Raw genomic sequence first — 21,911 nt, 5'->3', positions numbered from 1 at the left:
GCTCAGCCGAGCCCGGCGCGCTCCTCCGAGGCATCCCGCTCGCCCTCGACCGGGCGGTTCGAGAGACCGACCGATCCGGCACCCGGCTCGCCCGTCGACAGCGCCGCCTGCACCGCGACCGACTCGTCGACGTCGGGGTACTGCGGGCGCAGCTGCACCGGCTGGCGGCGGCGCTGCTCGCGCTTCGCCTTGCGCGACGCGGCGAGGAGGTTCAGCGCCTCGACGAGGATGGCGAACGCCATCGGCGCGTAGATGAGGGCCTTGTCGATGTGCACGCCGAAGCCCTCGGCGATGAGGAACACGCCGATCAGCAGCAGGAACGACAGGGCGAGCATCTTCACCGTCGGGTGGCGGTTCACGAAGGTGAAGATGAAGCGGGCCGCGAACAGCATGATCGCGAACGAGAGCACGACGACGGTGACGATCACGACGAGGTTCTCGGTCATGCCGACCGCGGTGATGACCGAGTCGAGCGAGAACACGATGTCGAGCGCGAGGATCTGCGCGAGCACCGAGCCGAAGGTGATGCGCTTGGGCGCGGCGCCGTGCTCCTCCTCGGCGCCCTCGAGCTTGTGGTGGATCTCGGTGACGGCCTTGTAGACGAGGAAGAGACCGCCGGCGATGAGGATGAAGTCCTTCACGGAGAAACCCATGCCGAACCAGACGACGACGTCCTCCTTCAGCGTGATGATCCAGCCCGCGAAGAACACGAGCACCACGCGGATCACCATCGCGAGCGTCAGGCCGAGGTTGCGGGCCTTCGCCTGCTGCTCCTTCGGCAGCTTCGACGCGAGGATCGAGATGAAGATGACGTTGTCGACGCCGAGCACGATCTCGAGCACGAACAGCGTGACGAAGACGGCGATGAGGTCGGGGGTCAGGGCGAGGGAGAAGTCCACCCGTTCATCGTAGGGAGCGCCAGGCGCCCTGCCCCGCCATTCCCGCGCGTCGCGGGGCTAGCGCGTGAGCTCGGCCTCCTCGTCGAGGTGCCCGAGCTTGTACGGGTTCGCGATCGAGAAGATGCGCGTGATGCGCCCGCCCTCGACCTCGAAGCAGATCGCTCCCGCCAGTGCGCCGTCGACCTCGCCGCGGATCGCCGGGTGCCCGTTGACCCACGTCGGCCGCGCCTCGAACGGCAGGCCGAGCTTCGCGAGCCCGCCGAGCAGGTAGCGGGCGATCTTGTCGGCACCGACGATCGGGCGGCGAGCAGCCCCCTTCACGAAGCCGCCGCCGTCGGCGACGGAGACGACGTCGGGTGCGAGCACGTCCATGAGGCCCTGCAGGTCGCCCGAGTTCACCGCGGCGACGAACCGGGCGACGACGGCCTCCTGCTCGGCGCGGTCGACCGCCACCCGCGGGCGCCGGGCAGCGACATGCGCCTTCGCGCGGTGCGCGATCTGGCGCACCGCGGCCGACGTCTTGCCCACCGCATCGGCGATCTCGTCGTACGGCACGTCGAACACCTCGCGGAGTACGAACACCGCGCGCTCGGTCGGCCCGAGCGTCTCGAGCACGGTGAGCATCGCGATCGAGACGCTCTCGGCGAGCTCCACGTCGTCGGCGACATCGGGGCTCGTGAGCAGCGGCTCGGGCAGCCACTCGCCCACGTACGACTCGCGCCGGCGCGAACGGGTGCGCAACTGGTTCAGCGCCTGCCTGGTGACGATCCGTACGAGGTACGCGCGCTCGTCGCGCACCTCCGTACGGTCGACGGCGTTCCAGCGCAGCCACGACTCCTGCAGCACGTCCTCGGCGTCGGCCGCCGAGCCGAGCATCTCGTACGCGACGGTGAAGAGGAGGCTCCGGTGGGTGACGAACGGGTCGTCGGTCATGACGCCGAGCCTACGACCTCGGCCGGGGCATCCGTCGTCGCCGCCGGCGCGCGCGTCGCGAGCGGCGGCAGCTCGCACGCGTCGGCGTAGCCCTCCGAGTGGATGCCGAGGGCGACGTTCATGCGCGAGCTCATGTTCATGAACGCGACCTTGGCCGTGAGCTCGATGAGCGCGGCCGGCCCGAGCTCGTCGAGCAGCGCCGCCGACAGCTCGTCGGTGACGGCGGGCGGGGTCTGGCTCATCGCCTCGGCGTACTCCATGACGTTGCGTTCAAGGGGCGTGAAGACGGATGCCTCGCGCCAGACCGGCACCTGCCGGGCCTTCGCCTCGTCGAGCCCTTCGTTGTGCGCCTTGTAGTAGTTGAAGTCGAGGCACCAGCTGCAGCCGATGTACGCCGCCGTCGCCATCACGGCGTAGCTCGCGAGGTTGTGATCCAGCTCGTCGAGCGCCTCGATCTTGCGGCCGATGCCCATCGACGCGCGCATGAGGGCGGGATGGTGCGCGAGCACCCCCATCGAGTCGGGTACCTGGCCGAGCATGCGCTTGGCTGCGATCTTCACGACGGTGCCGAAGACGCCGGTGAGCTCGGTCGGCGGAATGCGGGTCTGGGCGGTCATCGTGTCCTCCTGCGATCGTCGACGGCCCGGGGTTCGGTTCCCGGGATCATCCCGTCGCACATGAAGACACCGGCCGGGGCGACCGTGTGACATCCGCGCCCGAATCAGGCGGAGATCACGCCCGATCGAGCACGATCGCCGCGGGGAACCGCCCCACCACGCGCCGGAACGGCGCCCTCGCGAGCCCCTGCGCCTCTGCGCCGTCGATGATCCGCGGATGCACGAGGGCGACGTCGCGCGCCTTCCAGCGCAGTGACGCGCCGCCCGACGCGACGACGTTGCGCGCCCAGTTCGTGCGGGCTCCCCACGGCAGGCCGATCATCACGATCCCGGTGCTCGTGGTGGGCACCACCGCGATCGGCGTCTCGTAGGCGGTACCGCTCCTGCGGCCCCGATGCCGGATCACCGCCCAGAGGGGCATCCATCGCCGGCCGGCGAGCGCTCTGGCGATGGGCGCGGTCGCCTTCACCAGTCCGCGCGGCGGGCCGCCCGAGGCACCCGGAGCCGATGACCGCGAATCGGAACGCGTTTCGTTCATGCAGAGGAGACGATCGAGCAGCATCGAACGTGACATCGGCGCTTGCCGTCACACCCGGGTCGGGTGGATCGTCGTACTGACATGACCGAATTCACCGAGCTGTGGACCGCGCACCGTCGCGTCGTTCGCGACGTCGCCTACCGGGTGCTCGGTTCCGTCGCCGACGCCGAGGACATCACGCAGGAGACCTACCTCCGGCTGCTCGCCCGCGGCGACGAACCGCTCGACGACGCACGCGCCTGGCTGGTGACGGTCGCGTCGCGGCTCTCGATCGACCGGCTGCGGGCGCACGAGCACTCCCGCCGGGCGTATGTGGGCCCGTGGCTGCCCGAGCCGATCGTCACCGACGAACGCACCCTGCCCGAGGATCGCGTCACGCTCGACGACTCGGTGCGCATGGCACTGCTCGTCGTGCTCGAACAGCTCACCCCCGCCGAGCGCACCGCGTTCCTGCTGCACGACGTGTTCGATCTCACGTTCGACCGGGTGGCCGACGTGCTCGGGATGAGCGTGGCCGCGGCACGGCAGGCGGCGTCGCGGGCGCGCCGCCGCATCGCCGCCCACGGCGAGGCACGGTTCTCGGTCGACGTCGCGGACGCCCGACGCCTCTCGGAGCGCTTCGCGCGAGCCGCAGCCGATGGCGACCTCGACGGCCTCATCGCAGCGCTCGCGGTCGATGCGCGCGGCCACTTCGATTCGGGTGGCTTCTATCCGGATGCCTCGACCGACGAGCTCGTCGGATCGGAGTCGGTGGCTCGGCAATTGCTCGTCGGCGTCGGCGGACGCGGCCTCGACTTCGAGACCGCCGAGGTGAACGCCGCACCGGGCATCGTCGTGCGGCGTCGCGGCCGGGTCGTCTCGGTGCTCGCGCTGGAGTTCGCGGGTGACCGCATCTCGGTCATCCACGGCATCGGCAACCCGAAGAAGCTCGAGCACCTGCAGTGACCGCAGCGGGTCACGCCGTGGCGTGGCAGAGGCGGCGACGCACCCAGCCCGAGGCATCCGCCTGCGCGAGCTCGCCCGAGCGGATCGCGCGCACGAACTCGATCGCCTCCTCGCTCAGCCGGCCGTCGGCGGTGTCGGGCGTATCGCGGAGCACCGTGACGGTCAGCCAGCGCGCGAGCCGTCCGCCGATGCGGGCGGTCACGGCCACCGTGCCCGCGAAGTGGCGCGCCTGGCCGTCGGTCTCGTCGTCGACGGCCAGGCGGAAGCCGCGGCCGCGCAGGCGATTGCGGCCGCCTCCCGCCGCGTCGAACAGCCACAGGGGCCCACGCCGCACGCCGGCGATCCGCCCGAGCTCCTTGAGGAACCGCCCGTTCGAGTAACCCCGTTCGGCGAGGCGGGCGATCGAGTCGGCGAGGGCGGCGCAGGCGTCCATCCCTTCACTGTACGAGGGCGGGAACCGGTTCGACCGCGGGAGCAGCTCGGAGCGGGCGGTCCTGCCGACTACCGAGTCGAGGAGACGGCCGAGGCGATGACCTGCGCAAGATCCGCGGGGCGACTCCACATGGGCCAATGCCCGGTGGGGAGGTCGACGAAATCGACCTGGGTCAGTCTGCTCACCTCCGCGAACATCGGATGCCCCGCCGCGGCGAGCTCCTGAATCTGGCCGCTCGTGATGGAGCAGCACACGAGCGTGGTGGGGACGTCGAGTCGCCCGTCGTCGGTGAGCGTGACGGCCTGGCGCAGCACCGGGCCCGGCTCGGGAACCGCCCGGCGACGGAACTGCTCGAGGTCGTCGGGACTCAGCCCGTCGAGGCTCGCGTTCGCAGCGAGATCCTCGAACGCGGGCAGCGGGAGCTCGTCGAGATCGGCGGGTGCATCGGGAGCGAAGACGCTGCCCGGAGCGAGCGGGCCGCTGTCGACCCAGACCACGCGGCGGAGCAGGTCGGGGTGCCGGTCGAGCAGCATGCTGACCGGCGCGTTGGCGCCGCTGTGCGCGACGATCACCGCCGGGCCGTGTCCGGTCGCAGCGTCCTGGGCCAGCGCACGTTCGATCGCGTCCACCTGGTCGTCCAAGGTCCTCGAGGTGCGCTGCGCGTCGTCGGAATCGAGCCCGGGCAGGGTCAGCGCGGTGGCGCGGTGGCCGGCTCCGCGCAGGTGTTCGGCGACGTCGTCCCAGGCCCATGCCCCCAACCAGTGGCCGGGGATCAGGAAGATGGTCGGGTTCTGCTCGTCATTCGTCATGTCTCCACTCTCGCGCTCTGCCTGGACAACGGGATGTCACTATTTCTGGCACGAATTTGAGATGATGCTCTGGTGAAACGAGCTGAGCGCCTCCACGCGCTCTCGGAGATGCTGCGCCGCCAAGGGTCTCGCGGGTACACCGCGGGGCGAATGGCGGCTGAGTTCGGCGTGTCGGTCCGCACGATCAAGCGAGACCTGGCGTCCCTCGAACGCAGCGGCGCACCCTTATGGTCCCGTCCCGGCCCGGGTGGGGGCTATGGGCTGACCGAGATGGCCTCCCTTCGACCGGTCAGCCTGAGCCCCGCGCAGGCCGTCGCGATCCTGGCTGCGGTGTCCGCCGCCCCCGATGCTCCCTACGCCGACCTGGCCTCCTCGGGAGTGCAGAAGATCCTGGATGTGCTCGATCCCGCCGCGCGGGCCAGAGCCCGACGGCTGGCGGATCGCGTCTGGGTCGACGCACCGCCCACGCCGAAGCGCGCGATCAGGTCCGCGCTCGAGGAGGCGATGACCGAACAACGGGTGGTCCGCATCCGCTACATCTCGTCCGACGACACGAGCACGACGCGCGACGTCGAACCGGTGCTCTTCGCCTCGACGAGCGGGCAGTGGTACCTGATCGGCTGGTGCCGGCTGCGCGACGCGATGCGCTGGTTCGCGGTCGCTCGAGTCGAACAGGCGCGTGTCACTGCACTCCCCTGCACCGGACACACCGTCGACGAAATCGGAGCTCCACCCCCGACGGCGCGACCGGTGCACGGACGTGACGACTGACTGACTCGGTCGCCGTCCCCGTCATCTCACCTCGTCGACCACCGGGGCGAGGGCTGCGGGCGGCGGCTCCGTCAGCGGCAGCGCGTCGCCGAGGATCGGCGCGAGCGCCGATCGCGCCGGGCCGAGGTAGCGCCCGAGCTCGGCTCGCCCGTAGCGGATCGGCACCGGCGCCGTGCCCTTCGCCGGGTACATCTCGAACTCGTCGCGCAGGGTGCCGAGGAAGTGCGGACCGAGCGCCGGGGCGGCACCCGCGATGACGACCTCCTGCGGGTCGAGGAGTGCCGCCATGATCCGCAATGCGCGGGACAGCGCTCGTGCGCCGAACGCCATCCGCTCCCGCGAGTCGGCGGTCGAGGCGAGCAGGCTCGTGTCGTGGCCGTCGAGCTCGTCGGTGTAGGCGTCGCCGAGCATCGCGCTCATCGAGGCGGCCGATTCGAGGCATCCCGACAGCCCGCAGCGGCAGGTCGACCGCGCGCCCTCGAACACGACCCGGACGTGGCCGATCTCGCCGGCCCGACCGGTGGCGCCCGACAGGAGCGTGCCGCCGTTGGTGACGGCGGCACCGACGCCCTCGCCGAGGTGCACCACGAGCCGGATCACGCCCTCGCCGGCGTCGGCGGCCTCGGTGAGGGCCTCGGCGTCGACGTCGTTGACGACCGAGGTCGGGGCGTCGATCGCCTCCTCCAGCAGGCTCGCGAGCGGCACGCCGAACCAGCCGAGCTGCACGCTGTCGACGACGACGCCGTCGGCCGTGACCCCGGGCACCTGCACGCAGGCGGCGAGCACGCGCGACTCGACGCCCTTCGTGATCTCGCGCACCGCGTCGACGACCGCCGAGACCTCCACCCCATCGGCATGATCGACCCTGCGGCTCGCGACGGTGCGGCCGGCGAGGTCGACGAGCGCGGTGTCGACGGCGCGTGTGCGCACCACCGCGACGACGATCAGGTGGGTGTCGCCGTCGATCTCGAGTCGGGTCGCGCGCTTGCCGCCGGTGCTCTCGGCGGGGCCGGTCTCGGTGACGAGGCCGACCTCGATGAGCTCGGCGACGAGCGACGACGCCGTCGCCGAGGTGAGGCCCGTGCGGCGGGCGATCACGGCGCGGGTGACCGGCGCGGGTTCGCGCGCGATGAGGCCGAGCGCACGCAGCAGGTTGTCGCGGCGGATCACCGTCTGCGCGTCGGGCAGCCCGCTGCTCGCGAATCGGCGCAGGAGTGCGGATCGGCGCTGCGGGCTGGCGGTGCTCACGGTCATCGTCTCCTCGGTCGGGCGAAACGGTCGCCGGCCGCGCTGCCGGGCACGAGAACATCTTGCCCCTTGACGCGTCCACAGCGATCGCCTAGGTTCGACCCAACTTAGTTTACTAAGTCAACAAAGTGGGCCGGATGCACGGATTTCCTCCGTCGCACGGGTTCCGCGGTCGGGGATTGGCCGCGGGACTCCCCGCTCCGTCAGCGCGCCCTACCGCCGATCCGCGGTGCTGCGCGCCGTCGGCGCGGCGACGACTCCGTGACTCGGGCGACACACACGATCGTCGAGAAGCTGGAGGCAATGATGCAATCAATTCGCAAGACGTTGGCCACGGCCGGAGTCTGCGCCGTCGCCCTGGCCGGGGTGCTCGTGCCGCTCCCGGCCGCCGCGGCCCCACCGGCCGGGCCGCTGCCGGCCGTGAGCCCGACCCCGCAGTCGATCGACCGCGCCGGCTCCGACCTCAACGTACCCGGGCGCGTCGAGGTCGTCGTCGACGTCGGCACCGACGCCGCCGCGCTGGCGGCGCTCCGCGAGACCCTGACCGCGCACGGCGTCGACCGCATCGACGAACGCGCCACCCGATCGGGCCGTGCCCCGCTCACGATCGAGCTGGGTGCGGCCTCGCGCAGCGACATCCGTTCGGTGCTCGGCGAGACCGAGGTCCCGTCGCACGCCGAGGGCTACGCGATCCGCGCCGACGCGTCGACTGGCCCGCTCGGCACCGTCGCGCTCGGCGGCGTCGACGCCGCCGGCCAGTACTACGCCGTCAAGACCCTCGAGCAGCTCTTCGTGCCGAAGGACGACGGCGGGTACCGCATCGCCGGCGCCTCGGTCAGCGACTTCCCCTCGATGCCGCTGCGCGGCACGATCGAGGGCTTCTACGGCAACCCGTGGACGCACGAGGAGCGCCTCGACCAGCTCGAGTTCTACGGCGACGTCAAGGCGAACACCTACATCTACGCGCCGAAGGACGACCCGTACCACCGCGACAAGTGGAAGGACCCGTACCCCGCAGACAAGCTCGCCGAGCTGGGCGAGCTCGTGCAGGCGGCGACCGCCAACCACGTGCGGTTCACCTTCGCGCTCTCGCCGGGCAACACCGTCTGCTACTCGAGCGACGCCGACTACGAGGCGCTCACGGGCAAGCTGCAGCAGATGTACGACCTCGGGGTGCGGGCCTTCAACATCCCGCTCGACGACATCGACTACGGGCGCTGGCACTGCGACGGCGACCGCACCGCGTTCGGCGCACCGAGCGGGCGCACCGCCGGCATCGCGCAGGCCTCGTTCCTCGACCGCGTGCAGAAGGAGTTCGTCGAGACGCACGAGGGCGTCCAGCCGCTGCAGATGGTGCCGACCGAGTACTACAACACGAGCGACTCGGGCTACAAGACCGCGCTGCGCGGCATGGACGAGGACGTCGTCGTGATGTGGACCGGCGAGGGCGTCGTGCCGCAGGAGGTCACCGTCGCACAGGCGCAGAAGGCCGCCACCGTGTTCGGCGGACCGACCTTCCTCTGGGACAACTACCCCGTGAACGACTACGGCCAGACCTCGGGCCGCCTGCTGCTCGCCCCGTACGACAAGCGCGAGGCCGGCCTCGGCGAGTACCTCTCGGGCATCGTCTCGAACCCGATGAACCAGGCCGCCGCGAGCAAGATCGCGATCTTCGGCGTCGCCGACTTCACCTGGAACGACGAGGCGTACGACGCCGCGCACGACTGGTCGCAGGCACTGCGATTCATCGCGAACGGGGATGCCGCGACGGCCGCTTCGCTGCGGGTCTTCGCCGACCTCAACCACCTCGCACCGAGCTTCGGGGCGCCGTGGCAGCCGCAGTCGCCCGAGCTCAACGCCCGGATCGCCGCGTTCTGGGAGAGCTGGGAGGCCGGCGACAAGGCCGGAGCGGTCGCCGAGCTGCGCGAATACGCGGAGGCCATCGCCGACGCGCCCGACGCGATCCGCAACGGACCGACCGATGCGGCGTTCGTCGCCGACTCGAGCCCGTGGCTCGACGCGACGGCCCTCTGGGGCGCGGCGACCGTCGAGCTGCTCGATGCCGTGCAGGCGAGGATCGACGGCGACGAGGCATCCTCGACCGAGCTCGCGGCGTCGGCGAAGGCGACGGCCGCCGAGGCCGCCGCGGTCGTCGTCGACCCCGTCGACAACGCGTGGGGCAAGGCCAAGGTGCGCATCGCCGACGGCGTGCTCGACGTGTTCCACGGCCGCGTCGGGTTCACGCTCGCGATGTGGGAGGCCGGCGACGTCGTCAACGTCGCACCGAAGGGCACGGCGACCGCGTCGAGCGTCGAGGTGCCGCAGTTCGGCGCGCCGAACGTCAACGACGACAAGACGACGACGCGCTGGGCCTCGGGCTACAGCGACGACTCGTGGGTGCAGGTGAAGCTCGCCGAGCCGACCGTCGTTCGCGGCGTCACCCTCAACTGGGAGTCGGCCTGCGCGAACGCGTACGAGCTGCAGACCTCGAAGGACGGGGTGACGTGGACGACGATCCGCACGGTCGACGACTCGACCTGCGGGCTCGACATCTTCACCTTCGACGAGGCCGACCCGGTGCAGTACGTGCGCATGCAGGGCATCGACCGCAAGACGACGTGGGGCTACTCGATCTGGGAGCTCGGCATCTACGCGGCGAAGTGAGGTTCGTCGCCCGGTGATCGGGCGATCAGCCGATCGGTGCCCTCCCGCTCTCGACGAGCGGGAGGGCACCTCCGCGTGGGCAGTGCGATCCGCGCTCAATCGGCGCCGTCGGCGAGCACGGCACCCAGCCGCGCCCGGCACTCCGCCACGAACTCGGGGAACGTCTCCCAGTAGTACGGGATGCCCGAGACGGCGACGCCGATCGCCCACGCGCGGGCGCGCAGCCAGGTCGCCTCGTCGAGCTGCGCCGCGGCGAAGTACGCGTCGCGAGCGGCGGGCGGCAGATCCCACACCGGCGCGTGCTCGGCATCGGGCGCGCCGACCGAGAGGGCACCGAAGTCGATCACCGCGTGGAGGCGGCCGTCGCGCGCGAGCAGGTTGCCCGGCCGCAGGTCGCCGTGCAGCCAGACGGGGCCGGCCGTCGAGTCGGGCATCGCCACTGCCTCACGCCACCACCGCTCGAGGATGTCGAGGTCGAGCTCGTGGCCGACCAGCGGCCGGCAGCCGTCGAAGTAGCCGCCGATCCAGCGGTCGGCATCGCGCAGGCTGCCACCGCGGTACCAGCTGAGCTCGCCATCGCGGCTCGCACCCATGAGTTCGATCGAGTGCAACTCGCGCACGAAACCCGCGAGGTCGGCACCGAACGCCGACCAGTCGTCGACGTTGCGCGCCTCGGGCACAGCTCCGTCGATCCACCGCACGACCGACCATTCGGCCGGGTAGTCGGCGCTCGGCGCGCCCGCGAACTCGGTCGTCGGCACGCGCAGGGTCAGCCGGGGGGCGAGCCGGGGCACCCACTCCCGCTCCTTGCGCAGCGACGCGGCCTTGTCGCTCGTCCGAGGCATCCGCACCAGCAGTTCGTCGCCCAGCCGGAACATGCGGTTGTCGGTGCCGGCGCCCGCCTCGACGATGAGCCATTCGGCCCACTCGGGGCGGTCTCGGCGCAGCAGGGCGGCGACGAGCCCGGCGTCGATGGTCAGCTCGTCGTCGTGCAGGGGCATCCGCCCATTCTGCCGGTCAGTCGAGCGGTGCGTACTTCGCGGCGATGATGCCCGAGTCGTACACCTCCGTGCTGAGCAGCCGCAGCCCGACCGGATGCGGCGAGCGCAGCCGGTCCTCGGCGTTGCCCACGATGAACGGGTGGATGCCGACATGCACCTCGTCGACGAGCCCGGCGTCCACGAGCGCGGCAGCAACCCCGCCGTACCCGTGCGAGACGATCGAGGCGTACCGGCCGCGGAGTCCCCGCACGGCCTCGGCCAGGTCGCCCTCGATGAGGGTGCAGTTCCAGTCGAGCGGGCCGCTCAGCGTCGTCGAGGCGACGAACTTCGGCAGCGCGTTGTAGTGCGCGGCGAAGCCGCGTTCGTCGGTCTGCGCCGGCCAGTACTCGCGGAAGAACTCGTAGCTGCGCCTGCCGAGCAGCACCGCGTCGGCCCCGAACACGAGTTCATCGCTCGCTCGCTGCAGCCCCGGGTCGTTCTCGTCGAACCAGTGCTCCATCTGGTCGAACGCCCCGTCGAGCGTCATTTCGAAGGAGATCGTCACCTTGCCCATGCGCCCCAGCATGCCCCGACCTCGGCGCCGTGTCGATGCCTTGCGGGACGCATCGACACCCTCGCCCGGGCTTCGATCCTGACGCTCCGCGGTCATCCCTTCCAGCCGGCGCGCTCGATCGTGCGCATGACCGCCTGCAGCTCGGTCTCGTAGCGGGCCGTGTCGGTGGCGTAGCCGGCGCGGGCGACCTCGGCGGCGAAGGCGTACGCGTCGGGCAGCTTCGTGAACGCCTTCGCGTAGCGCTGGTGCCGGAGCACCCGCCCGTGCGCGAGGAAGGCCGCCGCCGCGTCGGGGTAGGCGCGGAACCACGCCTTCACGACGTAGTCGTACTTGCCATCGGCCCGCGGGGTGACCGAGATCACCTCGGGGTACTTCACGTCGGGCGTCGAGTGGACCTCCCTGGTCCGCCACAGCTGGCGCGTCGCCTCGGGGTCGGTCGCCCTGGCCTTGATGCCGAAGAAGTTGTACCTCGCCGCGCGAGCACCCCATCCCGACTCGAGCGCGGCCTGCGCGAGCGTGACGAGCGCGGGCACGCCGCTCGACGCCTCGCTTGCCCGGGCGTGCGGGCCGTAGACCTCGACGAACCGCTTGGGCGGCAACTTCACGTTCGTGTGACTCTGGTCCGGTGGTGCCGGTGCGGGTGCCGGCTTCGGTTCGGGTGCCGGCTTCGGCGGAGGCTGTCCGCCGCCGAACCCGGGCACGCCGCCCGCGAACAGAACGCTCGGGCTCCTCGCGCCCTCCCACGAGAGCTCGACGTGCGCGTGGTCGGTGTGCGGGCTCACTCCCCCGTAGGGCCGCCACCCCGCACTGCGGCGCGGCCAGCTCCACTGCTGCCGGTTCCAGATGATGTAGACGACCTGCAGTTCGACGGCGTTCTGCTGCAGCCAGGCGATGTAGTCGGCCGTCTGTTTCGCCTGCACCGGGTCGGATGCCGCGGCGTAGAGGTCGATCGCACGGCCCTCGCCGTGGATGGAGGGCGCGGTGCTGCCGCGCACGGAACGGCAGTTGTAGATGCCGGCCTTCCGCCCGGTCAGCCGCTTCCACTGCGCCGCCATCGCAGTCGCCCCGGCCTGCGCCTTGCCGGTGCACCCCGCGAACTTCGTCTGCCGCACGATGCCTGCGGCACGATCGGGCGTCGCCGTCTGGGCGGGCTTCTGCGGAACGTCCGGCGTCGGCGGCGTCGGCAGCGGCAGCGGGGTCGGCGCGGGGCGGGTGCGCCGGGCCTGCCGGTGGGCCTCGACCTCGCGCTTGGCTCGCACCGCGGCATCACCCGAGAGGTAGGTCCAGATCGACCAGGTGCCTCGCACGTCGACGTGCGCGAAGCTCGCCGCGACGCCGATGCCGAGGTCGGGTCCGCCCACGTCGATCGCGAGCTTCGCGATCTGCGTGCCGGTGAGCCCGCGGATCGAGATGTCGGCCGCCTGGCCGGAGCAGTGCCGGCTCAGGGTCGCCTTCTTGCCGCGCGCGGCGTACACCGCCTGGTTGCGCGCCCACGAGCGGTAGCCCGATCCGATGCGCACGGGCTTGCCCGCGCGGTCGCGGATCGCCTGCAGCAGGTGCACGAGCGCGGGCGAGATGCGGGCGACGGGCGCGGCGCGGCCGCCGCTCGTCACGAGCTCCTTCACGGTGAAGTTCTTCGACAGCTTGGTCGCGTGCACGGCCGGGCCGGTCTGCAGCAGTGGCAGGCCGGTGCCGTGCGGATCCCAGTGCTCCTGGCCCTTGGCCGTCGCCCCGGTCGTCGCCTGCAGCTTCGCCCCGCTCGGGAAGTCCTCGCCGAGGAACTCGGGTGCCGCGTCCTCGAACGCGGCCTGCCCGCCCTCGTCCTCGAGGGCGAATCCGGATGCCCCGGGCGCGGACTCGTACCCGGCCTCGAGGTCGAACTGCTCGAACGCGAACTCCTCGGGTTCGAAGGCCTCGGGGTCGAACTGCTCGAACGCGAACTCCTCGGGTTCGAACTCCTCCGGTTCGAAGCCCTCGTCGGCGGCCTGCCCGGGTTCGAACGACTCAGCGCCGAACCCCTCGTCCTCCGCGTCCCCGAACTCCTCGGGCTCGAACCTCTCCGAGAACTCCCCCGCATCGAATCCCTCGTCCTCGGCCTCTTCCTCCTCGAGCCACTCGCCCTCCTCGGCGGCCTCGCGGGCGTCGGCATCGAACTCGCTGATGACCTCGAGCTCCTCTTCGGCGAACCCCGCGGCCTCCCACTCGTCCGTCTCCGCCGTCGCCGGCGGCATCCAGGCCTCGGCCTCGTCGAGCTCCTCCGCTTCGAGCTCCCCACTCCCGCGGCCGCCGCAGTCGACGCGCTTCGCACCCACCTCCGCGGCCGCATCGGCAAGCAGCTGCCAGCCGAACCGGCGCGGGATGTCGTTGTGCCCGACCGAGGTTCGCTCGACCCGGAACCGCGGCGCGAGCGCGGCTGCGCCCGGCCGCGACAGTGCGGCGCAGAGCGCGGTCGCGACCACGCCGCTCTGGGCAGCGGTGCCGGCGCCGAAGAAGACCCGCATGGCGGGCGCCGTGGCCGCCGGCTGCCCCGCCGCCTGCGCGACCCGGCGACGCATCCACGAGATGAGGTTCGCCGCCGAGCCGTAGAGCGCGTCGTAGGCGAACACCTCGTCGGGGTCGGCGTGCCCGAGGATGCGGTTCAGCGGGTCGCCGCCGCCGGAGTGCGCCGTGAGGATGAGCCGTCCGCGGGCGGCGGCGATGCCGGTCTGCTCGCGGAACCGCTCGAGCCCCTCGGCGACGAGCGCGTCGAGCGCGCCCGGCTTCACGAGGGCGGGGAAGGTGAAGCGGTCCGACCGCTTCGCGCTCGGCTCCGACTTGCCGCGGGGAAGGAGGAGCAGCGTGGGACGACTGCGTCCGCCCCCGCCGTGGCCCGCCGGGTCGCCGAAGTCGAGGCCGCTGATCGGTTCGACGCTCTTCGGCAGACGCATCTGCCGGCCGGGCCCCGAGTAGCCGTGCAGGTGCACGACGACGTCGACCGTCGACGGCGAGCTCATCGCGTTCCAGCGCATGACCATCGCGGGCGCGGCGCCCCCGTGGCCCGCGAGCGCCGCGACGGTCGTCACCTCCGCGCGTCCGCCGTTCGTCGTGCCCGGCGTGCTCGGCGCGACCGGTCGCGGGGCGGGCACGGGCGCGGGACGCGGAGCCGGACGTGAGCGCCGGGAGGCACGGTAGGCGGTGAGCTCAGCGGCGACCGCCGACCAGTTCTTCACTCCCCCGTAGTTCCACAGCGTCCACGTGCCGCGCACGTCGATGTGCGCGAAGCCGACGCCGACACCGACCCCGATGTCGGGACCGATCGCGTCGATCGCGAGCTTCGCGATCTGCGTGCCCGACATGCCCGCGATCGACACGTCGGCCGCCTGGCCGGCGCAGTGGCGGCTCTTCGTCGGCCGTTTGCCGCGGCCGCGGTAGACCGCCTGGTTGCGCGCCCACGAGCGATAGCCGGAGGTGATGCGCACGGCGACGCCGGCGCGGTCGCGCAGCGCCTGCAGCGCGACGACGAGCTCGGGCGAGATGCGGGCCACGGGCGCGGCGCGGCCGCCGCTCGTCACGAGCTCCTTCACGGTGAAGCTCCTCGAGAGCTTCGTCGCCTGTACGGCCGGGCCGGTGTCGAGCAGCGGAAGCCTGGGCCCGATCGGGTCCCAGTGCTCCTGCCCCTCGCCGGTCGCTCCCGACGTGATGCGCAGCGTCGCACCGTTCGCGAAGGTCACCGCGCCGGCGGCCTCGTCCTCGCCGAACCACTCGGGCTCGGCGAACGACTCGGGGTCGGCGAACGACTCCGGGTCGCCGAACTCCTCCGGCTCGGCGAACGCCTCCGGCTCGGCGAAGCTCTCCGGTTCGAACTCCTCCAGCTCGCCGAACTCCTCGGGCTCGGCGAACCGCTCCGGTTCACCGAAGGCCTCGGGCTCCCCGAACTCCTCCGCCTCGAACCCGGCCGCGACCCCGTCGGGCCGTGCGAAGGGCGTCTCGAACCCCCACCGGTCGAACTCGGCGGGCGCGGATCGCGGTGCACTCATGATCGCCTCCTGACCTCGACGACGGGGTCACCGCGATGCCGGGACCGACGGCTTGGCGACCACGTTCACGCGCGCCGGGACCACGGCCTTCTTGAGGTCCTTCCCGCTCGCCGCCGACCACTCGGTGATCACGCGACGGCTGAAGGCGCCGAGCGGCTGCGCCCCGGCCGGCGCTGGACCGGTGCCGGGGGGCTGCGCCTGGGCGTAGAGCAGCCATGCGAACTGCGGACCCGACACGTATCCCGCCTCGAGCGTGCGCAGCAGCAGCGAGAGCTCGGTCGCCATCGCGAGGAAGCTGCCCGAGCGCGTGTGCGGCGCGAGGCCGACCCGCTCCCCGATGAGCTTCAGCCGTTCGCCGGGGCTCGAGGCCTCGGCGCGCAGGTCGACGATGACCGGTGTGTTCGTGCTCAGCGTGAGGTGCACCCAGCCGAGCACGGTCGCCGCGGCCAGCTCCTCGCGGGCGAGCATGCCCTGCTGGCGGCGCACCCGCAGCTGGTAGCCGAGCTGCTCGGCGATCCGGAAGATCCGGTCGTCGTCGGCCTGGTTCACCCCTGAGGTGTTCCGCAGGTTCGACATCGCCTGCCAGAGCTCGAACAGCAGCTCTTCGAAGAGCGGCACGAACCCGGTGTTCGCGGCAGCCGCCTTGTCGAACACGGCGGGCGCGTTCGCCTCGGTGCCGAAGGCGAGATCGACGCCGAGCACGCGCCAGTAGATCCCGCGACGCACCCCCTCGGGGTCGGGTCGGAAGCTGCTCGTCGAGAGCCACGGCGAGACCAGGTTGGCGCCGCCGAAGAGCATCGCCTCCGTGGCATCCAGCCATCGAGAGGTGGCGCGCTGCGGGATGCCGAGCCCTTCGCCGCCGCGGAACTCCTTGACGACCCTGCGGAGGATCTGGACCGCCCGCGTGTTCTCGAGCACGTAGGAGTAGCCGATGTGGTCCCAGGCGGGGCCGGCGGTGGGTGGAACGGGGCTGAACGCCCCGCTCGCCCACAGGGCACGACGGGCAGGGCCGGCCGGGCCGGCCGGCTCGTTCCAGATGTTCGCCTGGTCCCAGACCTGCTCCATGTGGAGCACGAGGTCCATCGGGTCGCTGCCGAGCACCGCGAGTGCGGCGTCCTGCTGCGAGAACCCTGCGGCGACGAGCCGCTGAACGAGTTGCTGGATCATGAGCTACGCTCCCTTCGCTGCGGCGCCGACGCCGACCTGCGCGGGCCGGGCCTGACCGATGTACCCGAATTCGAGCTGCGGCGGGGCGAGCCGTTCGACGCCCTCCCAGCTCGGAGCCGCCATCGCCTCCCGCAGGGTCGCGAGGGCGTCGGCGACCTCGTCGGGCAGCGGGTCCGCCGTGCGCGGAGGCACGAGCTCCCGCAGCGGAGCGAGCTCCTCGATGATGTCGACCATGCCCTGGCCGATCGCGTCGAGACCCGTCGACAGGCTGACCGACTCGGCGAGCGACTCGACGCGCGCCTGCAGCACCTCGTTCTGCGCGGCGAGCACCGTGATGAGGTCGCGCATGGCCGCGATCTGGTCGTCGTCGCCGCCCCCGCCGCTGCCGCTCGCACTGCTGCGGCTCGAAGCGGCCTTCGACGTGCTGCCGGACCCGCTTCGCGAGCCACCGGCGGCGGACTGTGAACCGCGTGTGGTTGCCATGGTGTCCTCCCGGTCTTCCGTTCCTTCTCGTCGTTCTCGTCGTTCTCGTCGTCCGGCGGCGAGCGTTCAGGCCGCCGCGCCGGTCATCCACCTGCGGGCGCGGGTGATCCACTCGGGTGCCGAGCCGGGCAGTTCCGCCTCGCGGAGCCCCGCGAGCGCCACCAGCCGGATGCCCTCCGTGCGCCGCCAGTGCGGCGAGGTCCAGGCCGAGCTCCCGGCCGCGCGCTCGAACTCGCCGAGCGCGGCCGGCGACACCCGCCGCGGGTCGATCACCGTGCGCATCTCCCGGCCGCCGAGCCCCGGCACGTGGGCGGCGAGGATGGCCGGCGCGAGCTGGGGCATCCGCGCGCTCGACCGCGCGAGCAACGGCTGCAGTTGGGGTTCCGCGCGGTCGATCGGATGCTCCGCGAGCATCGCCGCCTCGAGCCGGTCCCACGGCCCCGCGCCGTACGCCGCCCGGCAGAACGCGCAGCCGAGGCGCGTGCGCAGCCATCCGATGGGATGGGGGTCGCCGACCGGCCAGCGCAGCACCGTGCGGGTGTCGCCGACCACGTCGTAGAGCGCCGAGACCGAGGCGAAGCCCGTGTGCAGGAACGCATACGCGTCCGCGGCGATCTCCGACGCCCACGGCGACCACATCCGCTGGAGCGCCGGGTCGTCGGCGAGCGCGGCGGCCATCGCCGTGCGCACCGACGGCGTCCACCCGGTGAGGTGGGCGACCTGGTGCCCCGTCTCGTGGAAGAGCGAGGTCGGCCGGTAGAGGTTGTGCCGCACGATCTTGATCGCGGCGACGGGATTGATCGTGCCGGGCGACCAGAGCCGGATACCGGCCCTGAGGATCGAGGCGCCCATGCCGGGCTTCACGTATGTGAGCGAGGGCGGAACGGGCTGCCGCGCGGCGACGAGCACGGGCCGCATGCTCGCGTCGGCGAGCCCGTCGAGCAGGCGCATGGTCGAGCGAAGGCCCGGCGAGGTGCGCGAGCTGACGGCGTCGCCGAAGAAGTCGAGCGTCGTCTCGACCTGGGTGTAGCGACGGCGCAGCACCTGCACGGCACGACTGGCGCGCACGAGATCGGTCGGGCTGCGCGCCGCGCCCTGCGCGAGGGTGCGGGTGCGTCCGCCGAGCCCGACGAGGTCGTCGACGGCGGCGCCGAGCCGCTGCCTGAGCGGCAGTCCCGTCTGCGACTCGAGCTCGGCCCACGCGGAGGCGGGGGCGAACTCCTCGGCGTCGAGGAACGCGCTCGCCGCCGCCTGCCAGTGGGCGCACTGGCGCTGCAGGTCGTCGGCGGCGAGCCGGCGGGCCTTCGCCGCCGGATCGAGCGTGCTCACCGTCGCGGTCATCGGAGCCTCCGGCCGGCGACGACGGTCACGGTTCCCGACGGGGTGCCGCGCATCGCCGTGCCGGTGGTGAGCGAGCGCAGCTCGGCGGGGCCGAGCCGGCCGCCGACGGCGGCGCCGATGAGGCTGATGCCGGGCACGGCGGTGAGGTTCAGGATGACGGTGGTGCCGTCGGCGGGATCCGCGGCGGCGCGCGTGAACTCCTCGGCGCGCGTCCGCGCCCACTGGGCGATCATCGTCAGGTACCACCCGCCCAGGCGCCGCCGCAGTGCGGCGAGCACGTCGGGCGTCATCCTGGCGAGCTGCCGGGCGGCGAGGTCCTCGCGCTGCGGTGCGGCGGTGCGCAGCACCACCGAGCGGTCGCCCGCACGGAACCGCAGCCGTCGCAGGCCCTGAGACATCGCGCGCAGGAGCGCCGGCACGCCGCGCCCCTGGCGTATCTCGGCGGCGACGGCCTGCGACTCCGTCTCCGAGAGGTAGACGGCGATCCGCACGGTGCCCGCGCGGAGGTCGATCGTGGCGCGCGACCGGCTCGCCCGAGGCCCGCCCGGCCGTGCGGCGAGGGCCGGCGACGCGGTGACCGACGTGGTCGCCGAGGCCATCGCCCCCGCAGCCCCCGCAGCCCCCGCGGGCGCGCCCATCGCCGCGCCCGCGCCGAGCGGCTCGAGCCAGTACAGCCGTTGGCCGACGGCGACCCTGGCGCGATGGGCGAGGTAGCGCTGCGGCACCGGCACGCCGAGGCGCGGCTCGCGCAGCAGCAGTCCGGCGGCCTTCGGCGTGAGCGGGTGCAGGTTGCGCCAGGCCGCGTGGCCCCGGCCGAGGCGGGCGAGCCGCCGGTCGGCCGCGGCGAGCGCGGGCACCGTGGTGCCGACGACGGCCTCGAAGACGTGCAGCCGCGCGCGCACCGGGAAGGCGACGCCGGCGGCCCGCAGTTCGGCGCCGAGCGTCGCGCCGCCGAAGGTGCGCAGCGCATCCGCGACCTGCTCGGTCACCTCGACCTCGGGCACGCGGCTGTAGCGCCGGAACGGATGCGGCGACCGCACGCGCCTGGTCACGAACGAGCCGCCGAGGCTCGGTGCCTGCTGGAGTCGCGGCTTCACGAGCCGGGCGGGGAAGTTCGTCGCGACCGCCTGCTCGAACGCCTCCGCGGCGGCCAGTTGGAGCAGCTCGTCGTTCTCGAAGACGTAGTCCTCGTTCTCGGCGAGCTTGCGCACGGCGTCCTCGACCGTGGCGGCGAGCGCCGTCGCGGCGGTCTCGGCCTCCGACTCGCCACGGCCGCCGGCTCCCCCGGCCTCGGCCTCGGCCTCGAGCGAGACGAGCCGGAGCCCGGTGTCGACGATCGCGGTGGCCAGTGGGCGGGAGAGGTTCGGCCCGACGTAGCCGCGGATGAGCCCGCCCAGGTACTTGGCGAGGAACCCGACGACCCGCTGCCGCCCCGCGAGGTTGATGCCGACCTTGAGCGCCGGCAGCAGGGCCGGCACGAAGTTCTCGATGGCGGGGGCGAGGTCCTCGCCGTCCTGCGCCTCGGCGATGGTCGACACGAGCGCATCGCGCGCCTCGGCGAGCTGCTCGAGCTCGGCGCTCTCGACCAGTCGCTCCGGCTCGCCGCCGAACGCCTCCGGCTGCTCGTCCTCCCGTGTCGTCGCGACGATGTCGGCGAGGGCCTCGTCGAACTGGGCCGCGAGCTCGTTCGTGTCGGTCGCCACGGCGGGCGAGAACCCGTGCATGCCCTCCTCGTCGAACTCGTCGACGGCCGCGAACGCATCGGTCTCGGCGTCGGATTCGTCTTCGCCCTCGAACCGGAACCGTGCGGCGAGCGCCCGGGCGGGAGCCTGGAGCGGCGCGGGCAGGCGGCCGATCGCCATCGACAGCACGCGTTGGAGGAGCTTCGGGATCAGCCCGCGCAGCTTCTCGAGGGCGGCGGTCAGGAGGCCCCCGGCGACCTTCCCGACGGCGCTCGCGGCGCCCTTCGCCGCGTTGACCACGAAGTCCGCGGCGCTCCGCACCTTCTTCACGATGCTGCCGAAGAGCTGCTCGGAAGCAGGCGAGAGCGGGCCGGCGACCGGGTCGAGGCGGTCGAGCATCGCGTCGAACTGCTCGTCGGACAGGGATGCCACATCCACCCCCGCGAGCTGCTCGGCCAGCGAGTCGACGTAGCGCTCGGCCTCGAGCCGGAGCGGAGCGAGGTGGGCGTCGCCGAGGCGCTCGCGTTCGCCGATCGACCCGGCGGTCTCGCCCTGGAACCGGTCGGCGACGACGCCGGAGGTCTCGGCGACGAGGTCGGCGACCGCTTCGTCGAAGCCGTCGACCTCGAGCGCGTCGAGCGCCTCCGCGAACATCGACGCGGTCTCGTCGACGCCTTCGCCGGTGAGCGTCACCTCGGCGAACGGGCTCAGGCCCTCGGTCCACGGCAGCAGTCCGATCGGTGCCGGCGGCCCCTCCGCGAGCGCCTCCGCGAACGGGTTCTCCCCCAGGGTGACATCCACGTCGGTACTCATCAGGCCCTCCTGGATCGCGCGACCGCGACGGTTCGCGACGCCGCTGCGAGCAGTCCACCAGTCGCGGCGCTCACGTCCGTCCCGGCCGTCGTGCGCGGATCGTGGTGCGGACGTGGTCGCGCGCGTCGCACACGCGTCGGCCGTCCGTCCGTCCTGCGTCGCGGACGCGTCGCCCGGCGTCAGCCGTTCGGCGATTCGAGGGCGTTCGGCCTTGACCGCGGCCCGCCGCAGTTCCACCATGAGGAAGGGGGCCCGACAGCAACGAGCATCACGACGCATGTTCGCAGGCACTGAGAATCGCACGACACCGACTTCGGGGAGACGGGTGGCCATCGTGGGCCGGCTCGGCGTGCACCCGATGGTGCGCTTGACGCTGCCCGCGCGCCGGGTCATGGCCTTCCTCGCGCTCCACGACGAGCCCGTCTCCCGGCCGACCGCCGCCGGTCGCCTGTGGCCCGACATCGTCGACTCGCAGGCGCGGAGCAACCTCCGCCGCAGCCTCTGGCAGGTTCCGCAGAGCTGGGTGCGCAGCGTCGGCGACGAGCTCTCGCTCGACGCGGTCGTCGACTACCCCGATGCGCGGCGCATCGCCGCCGCGGCACTGCAGGGGGCCCCGCTCGATCTCGGGGCGATCGAGCTCCTGTCGGAGGATCTCCTGCCCGGGTGGCACGAGGAGTGGGTGATCCCGGCGCAGAATTCCTTCCGCATGCTCCGGGTGCAGGCGCTCGAGGCGGCGTGCCGTTCGATGACCGCGTCCGGCGACCACGCGCTCGCGACCCAGGCGGGCATGGCCGCGCTGGCGGGCGAGCCGCTCAGCGAGTCGGCGGCGGAGGCGCTCATCTCCGCCTACCTCAGCCAGGGCAACCGCTACGCGGCCGCCCGGTGCTTCCACGAGTTCTGCATCGTCCTGCGCGAGGAGCTCCAGGTCGAACCCGATGCGCAGCTGAGCTCGCGGCTCGCCGAATCCGGCATCCCGCCCGAGTGACGACGGCGTGCGG

Annotated in this window: 18 protein-coding genes; 4 read left to right on the top strand and 14 right to left on the bottom strand. The window is 72.5% G+C overall.

Annotation, left to right across the window (positions count from 1 at the left end; all coding sequences use genetic code 11):
* Positions 1-2: 2 nt before the first annotated feature.
* The 4 genes from ACFVTR_RS01470 to ACFVTR_RS01455 all read right to left on the bottom strand — a co-directional run bounded on the left by ACFVTR_RS01470 (position 3) and on the right by ACFVTR_RS01455 (position 2,987).
* Positions 3-899 carry a TerC family protein gene (locus ACFVTR_RS01470; protein ID WP_387034253.1) on the bottom strand — a complete coding sequence of 299 codons (897 nt, stop codon included), beginning with the start codon at positions 897-899 and terminating at the stop codon, positions 3-5.
* Positions 900-956: 57 nt separating this feature from the next.
* Complete coding sequence (locus ACFVTR_RS01465) at positions 957-1,832, bottom strand: RNA polymerase sigma-70 factor (protein ID WP_387034252.1); 876 nt, start codon at positions 1,830-1,832, stop codon at positions 957-959.
* Complete coding sequence (locus ACFVTR_RS01460) at positions 1,829-2,449, bottom strand: carboxymuconolactone decarboxylase family protein (protein WP_387034251.1); 621 nt, start codon at positions 2,447-2,449, stop codon at positions 1,829-1,831. Before ACFVTR_RS01460 ends, ACFVTR_RS01465 begins: the two co-directional genes overlap by 4 nt.
* Positions 2,450-2,564: 115 nt before the next feature.
* Positions 2,565-2,987 carry a nitroreductase family deazaflavin-dependent oxidoreductase gene (locus tag ACFVTR_RS01455; protein WP_387034250.1) on the bottom strand — a complete coding sequence of 141 codons (423 nt, stop codon included), beginning with the start codon at positions 2,985-2,987 and terminating at the stop codon, positions 2,565-2,567.
* Positions 2,988-3,068: 81 nt separating this feature from the next.
* Here ACFVTR_RS01455 and ACFVTR_RS01450 point away from each other — a divergent pair, with 81 nt between their 5' ends.
* A complete protein-coding gene (locus ACFVTR_RS01450; protein WP_387034249.1) occupies positions 3,069-3,932 on the top strand; it encodes a sigma-70 family RNA polymerase sigma factor in 864 nt (287 codons plus the stop codon).
* Positions 3,933-3,942: 10 nt separating this feature from the next.
* Here ACFVTR_RS01450 and ACFVTR_RS01445 read toward each other — a convergent pair whose 3' ends face one another.
* Together ACFVTR_RS01445 and ACFVTR_RS01440 are read right to left on the bottom strand one after the other, a co-directional pair.
* Positions 3,943-4,365, bottom strand: a complete 423-nt coding sequence (locus ACFVTR_RS01445) for a hypothetical protein (RefSeq protein WP_387034248.1) — start codon at positions 4,363-4,365, stop codon at positions 3,943-3,945.
* Positions 4,366-4,433: 68 nt separating this feature from the next.
* On the bottom strand, positions 4,434-5,174 hold the full coding sequence (locus ACFVTR_RS01440; RefSeq protein WP_387034247.1) for an alpha/beta fold hydrolase: 741 nt from the start codon (positions 5,172-5,174) through the stop codon (positions 4,434-4,436).
* A gap of 72 nt (positions 5,175-5,246) precedes the next feature.
* Here ACFVTR_RS01440 and ACFVTR_RS01435 point away from each other — a divergent pair, with 72 nt between their 5' ends.
* Complete coding sequence (locus ACFVTR_RS01435) at positions 5,247-5,945, top strand: helix-turn-helix transcriptional regulator (protein ID WP_387034246.1); 699 nt, start codon at positions 5,247-5,249, stop codon at positions 5,943-5,945.
* Between the two features lie 21 nt (positions 5,946-5,966).
* Here ACFVTR_RS01435 and ACFVTR_RS01430 read toward each other — a convergent pair whose 3' ends face one another.
* Positions 5,967-7,193: an ROK family transcriptional regulator gene (locus ACFVTR_RS01430; protein WP_387034245.1), complete on the bottom strand. Its 1,227-nt coding sequence runs from the start codon at positions 7,191-7,193 to the stop codon at positions 5,967-5,969.
* Between the two features lie 303 nt (positions 7,194-7,496).
* Between ACFVTR_RS01430 and ACFVTR_RS01425 the strand changes: the two genes are divergently transcribed.
* The gene (locus ACFVTR_RS01425) at positions 7,497-9,857 is read left to right on the top strand and encodes a beta-N-acetylglucosaminidase domain-containing protein (protein ID WP_387034244.1); all 2,361 of its coding nucleotides are present in this window, start codon (positions 7,497-7,499) and stop codon (positions 9,855-9,857) included.
* A gap of 95 nt (positions 9,858-9,952) precedes the next feature.
* Here the strand turns inward: ACFVTR_RS01425 and ACFVTR_RS01420 are convergent, their stop codons facing one another.
* From ACFVTR_RS01420 to ACFVTR_RS01390, 7 genes are all read right to left on the bottom strand, one after another.
* On the bottom strand, positions 9,953-10,858 hold the full coding sequence (locus ACFVTR_RS01420; RefSeq protein WP_387034243.1) for an aminoglycoside phosphotransferase family protein: 906 nt from the start codon (positions 10,856-10,858) through the stop codon (positions 9,953-9,955).
* Positions 10,859-10,874: 16 nt separating this feature from the next.
* On the bottom strand, positions 10,875-11,411 hold the full coding sequence (locus tag ACFVTR_RS01415; protein ID WP_387034242.1) for a dihydrofolate reductase family protein: 537 nt from the start codon (positions 11,409-11,411) through the stop codon (positions 10,875-10,877).
* Positions 11,412-11,503: 92 nt separating this feature from the next.
* Positions 11,504-15,427, bottom strand: coding sequence for a D-Ala-D-Ala carboxypeptidase family metallohydrolase (locus ACFVTR_RS01410; RefSeq protein ID WP_387034241.1), 3,924 nt, complete (start codon positions 15,425-15,427; stop codon positions 11,504-11,506).
* A 27-nt stretch (positions 15,428-15,454) separates the two neighbouring features.
* On the bottom strand, positions 15,455-16,594 hold the full coding sequence (locus ACFVTR_RS01405) for a hypothetical protein (RefSeq protein WP_387034240.1): 1,140 nt from the start codon (positions 16,592-16,594) through the stop codon (positions 15,455-15,457).
* A gap of 3 nt (positions 16,595-16,597) precedes the next feature.
* Entirely contained in the window at positions 16,598-17,077 is a 480-nt protein-coding gene (locus ACFVTR_RS01400; RefSeq protein WP_387034239.1) for a hypothetical protein, read from the bottom strand.
* Positions 17,078-17,143: 66 nt separating this feature from the next.
* A complete protein-coding gene (locus tag ACFVTR_RS01395) occupies positions 17,144-18,418 on the bottom strand; it encodes a hypothetical protein (protein ID WP_387034238.1) in 1,275 nt (424 codons plus the stop codon).
* Entirely contained in the window at positions 18,415-20,913 is a 2,499-nt protein-coding gene (locus ACFVTR_RS01390; protein WP_387034237.1) for a hypothetical protein, read from the bottom strand. Before ACFVTR_RS01390 ends, ACFVTR_RS01395 begins: the two co-directional genes overlap by 4 nt.
* Before the next feature lie 325 nt (positions 20,914-21,238).
* Here ACFVTR_RS01390 and ACFVTR_RS01385 point away from each other — a divergent pair, with 325 nt between their 5' ends.
* Positions 21,239-21,898, top strand: coding sequence for a BTAD domain-containing putative transcriptional regulator (locus ACFVTR_RS01385; protein ID WP_387034236.1), 660 nt, complete (start codon positions 21,239-21,241; stop codon positions 21,896-21,898).
* The last annotated feature ends 13 nt before the right edge of the window (positions 21,899-21,911 follow it).

It is taken from the genome of Agromyces sp. NPDC058126 (genome assembly GCF_042884595.1).
Lineage (GTDB): Bacteria > Actinomycetota > Actinomycetes > Actinomycetales > Microbacteriaceae > Agromyces.
Note: the sequence above shows the minus strand (reverse complement) of the source record. Positions and strands in the feature narration are given on the sequence as shown.

Coding starts and splice junctions, on each gene's coding strand:
- ACFVTR_RS01455 (WP_387034250.1), bottom strand. CDS start 2,987: ATGAACGAAACGCGTTCCGATTCGCGGTCATCGGCTCCGGGTGCCTCG.
- ACFVTR_RS01465 (WP_387034252.1), bottom strand. CDS start 1,832: ATGACCGACGACCCGTTCGTCACCCACCGGAGCCTCCTCTTCACCGTC.
- ACFVTR_RS01445 (WP_387034248.1), bottom strand. CDS start 4,365: ATGGACGCCTGCGCCGCCCTCGCCGACTCGATCGCCCGCCTCGCCGAA.
- ACFVTR_RS01420 (WP_387034243.1), bottom strand. CDS start 10,858: ATGCCCCTGCACGACGACGAGCTGACCATCGACGCCGGGCTCGTCGCC.
- ACFVTR_RS01410 (WP_387034241.1), bottom strand. CDS start 15,427: ATGAGTGCACCGCGATCCGCGCCCGCCGAGTTCGACCGGTGGGGGTTC.
- ACFVTR_RS01440 (WP_387034247.1), bottom strand. CDS start 5,174: ATGACGAATGACGAGCAGAACCCGACCATCTTCCTGATCCCCGGCCAC.
- ACFVTR_RS01450 (WP_387034249.1), top strand. CDS start 3,069: ATGACCGAATTCACCGAGCTGTGGACCGCGCACCGTCGCGTCGTTCGC.
- ACFVTR_RS01395 (WP_387034238.1), bottom strand. CDS start 18,418: ATGACCGCGACGGTGAGCACGCTCGATCCGGCGGCGAAGGCCCGCCGG.
- ACFVTR_RS01400 (WP_387034239.1), bottom strand. CDS start 17,077: ATGGCAACCACACGCGGTTCACAGTCCGCCGCCGGTGGCTCGCGAAGC.
- ACFVTR_RS01390 (WP_387034237.1), bottom strand. CDS start 20,913: ATGAGTACCGACGTGGATGTCACCCTGGGGGAGAACCCGTTCGCGGAG.
- ACFVTR_RS01405 (WP_387034240.1), bottom strand. CDS start 16,594: ATGATCCAGCAACTCGTTCAGCGGCTCGTCGCCGCAGGGTTCTCGCAG.
- ACFVTR_RS01415 (WP_387034242.1), bottom strand. CDS start 11,411: ATGGGCAAGGTGACGATCTCCTTCGAAATGACGCTCGACGGGGCGTTC.
- ACFVTR_RS01460 (WP_387034251.1), bottom strand. CDS start 2,449: ATGACCGCCCAGACCCGCATTCCGCCGACCGAGCTCACCGGCGTCTTC.
- ACFVTR_RS01425 (WP_387034244.1), top strand. CDS start 7,497: ATGATGCAATCAATTCGCAAGACGTTGGCCACGGCCGGAGTCTGCGCC.